The organism is [Mycobacterium] manitobense (assembly GCF_025821665.1).
Taxonomy (GTDB): domain Bacteria; phylum Actinomycetota; class Actinomycetes; order Mycobacteriales; family Mycobacteriaceae; genus Mycobacterium; species Mycobacterium arseniciresistens.
In genome coordinates this window covers 1-555 of sequence record NZ_JACKSJ010000170.1, presented here as the reverse complement: position 1 = coordinate 555, position 555 = coordinate 1, and the positions used below count along the sequence as shown (strand labels likewise).

The following is a 555-nucleotide window of genomic DNA, read 5'->3' as shown; positions in this document are numbered from 1 at the left end:
CGCCTACGCGGTGAGCAAGAATTTCGTGAAGTGGTACAGCAGCGCGCAGGCCGAGCGATTCAACGGTCGCGGGCTGCGCATCGTCTCGGTGTCACCGGGGTCGGTGGACACCGAGATGGGTCGACTCGAAGAAGCCGGCGGCGCGGGCGCACTCGTGATGGACGCCGCCGTGCCGCGCTGGGGCAGGCCGGAAGAGATGGCAGAACTGTTCGCCTACTGCGTCAGTGACAAAGCCGGCTACCTCACCGGCACCGACATCCTCAACGACGGAGGTGTGGTGGCCTCGTTGCGGGAGCGGGCCAGAGCAGCGGCCGCGACCCCCTGAGCCATCCGCCTCGGCGGTTGGGATCCGCGGGCAGTGGGCATATAGACCGCATGTCAGCGCCGGGAAGCGAAGCATTCGAGAATCTCGTTGCCACACTCGACTATCCGATGTTCGTGGTCACCGCCGGGCCGGCGGATGATCCCGCGGGTTGCCTGGTCGGGTTCGCCAGCCAGACGAGCATCAACCCACCGCGGTTCCTCGTCGGCATATCCAAACGCAACCACACCTTT

2 protein-coding genes are annotated in these 555 nt (G+C 65.9%); both read left to right on the top strand.

The annotated features are described in order from the left end of the window. Nucleotides 1–325 (top strand): SDR family oxidoreductase (locus H7I41_RS20280; protein ID WP_264014415.1); only part of this gene is annotated, 325 nt, incomplete at its 5' end. A gap of 50 nt (nt 326–375) precedes the next feature. Further along, the coding region (locus tag H7I41_RS20275; protein ID WP_264014414.1) for a flavin reductase at nt 376–555 on the top strand (180 nt) is incomplete at its 3' end.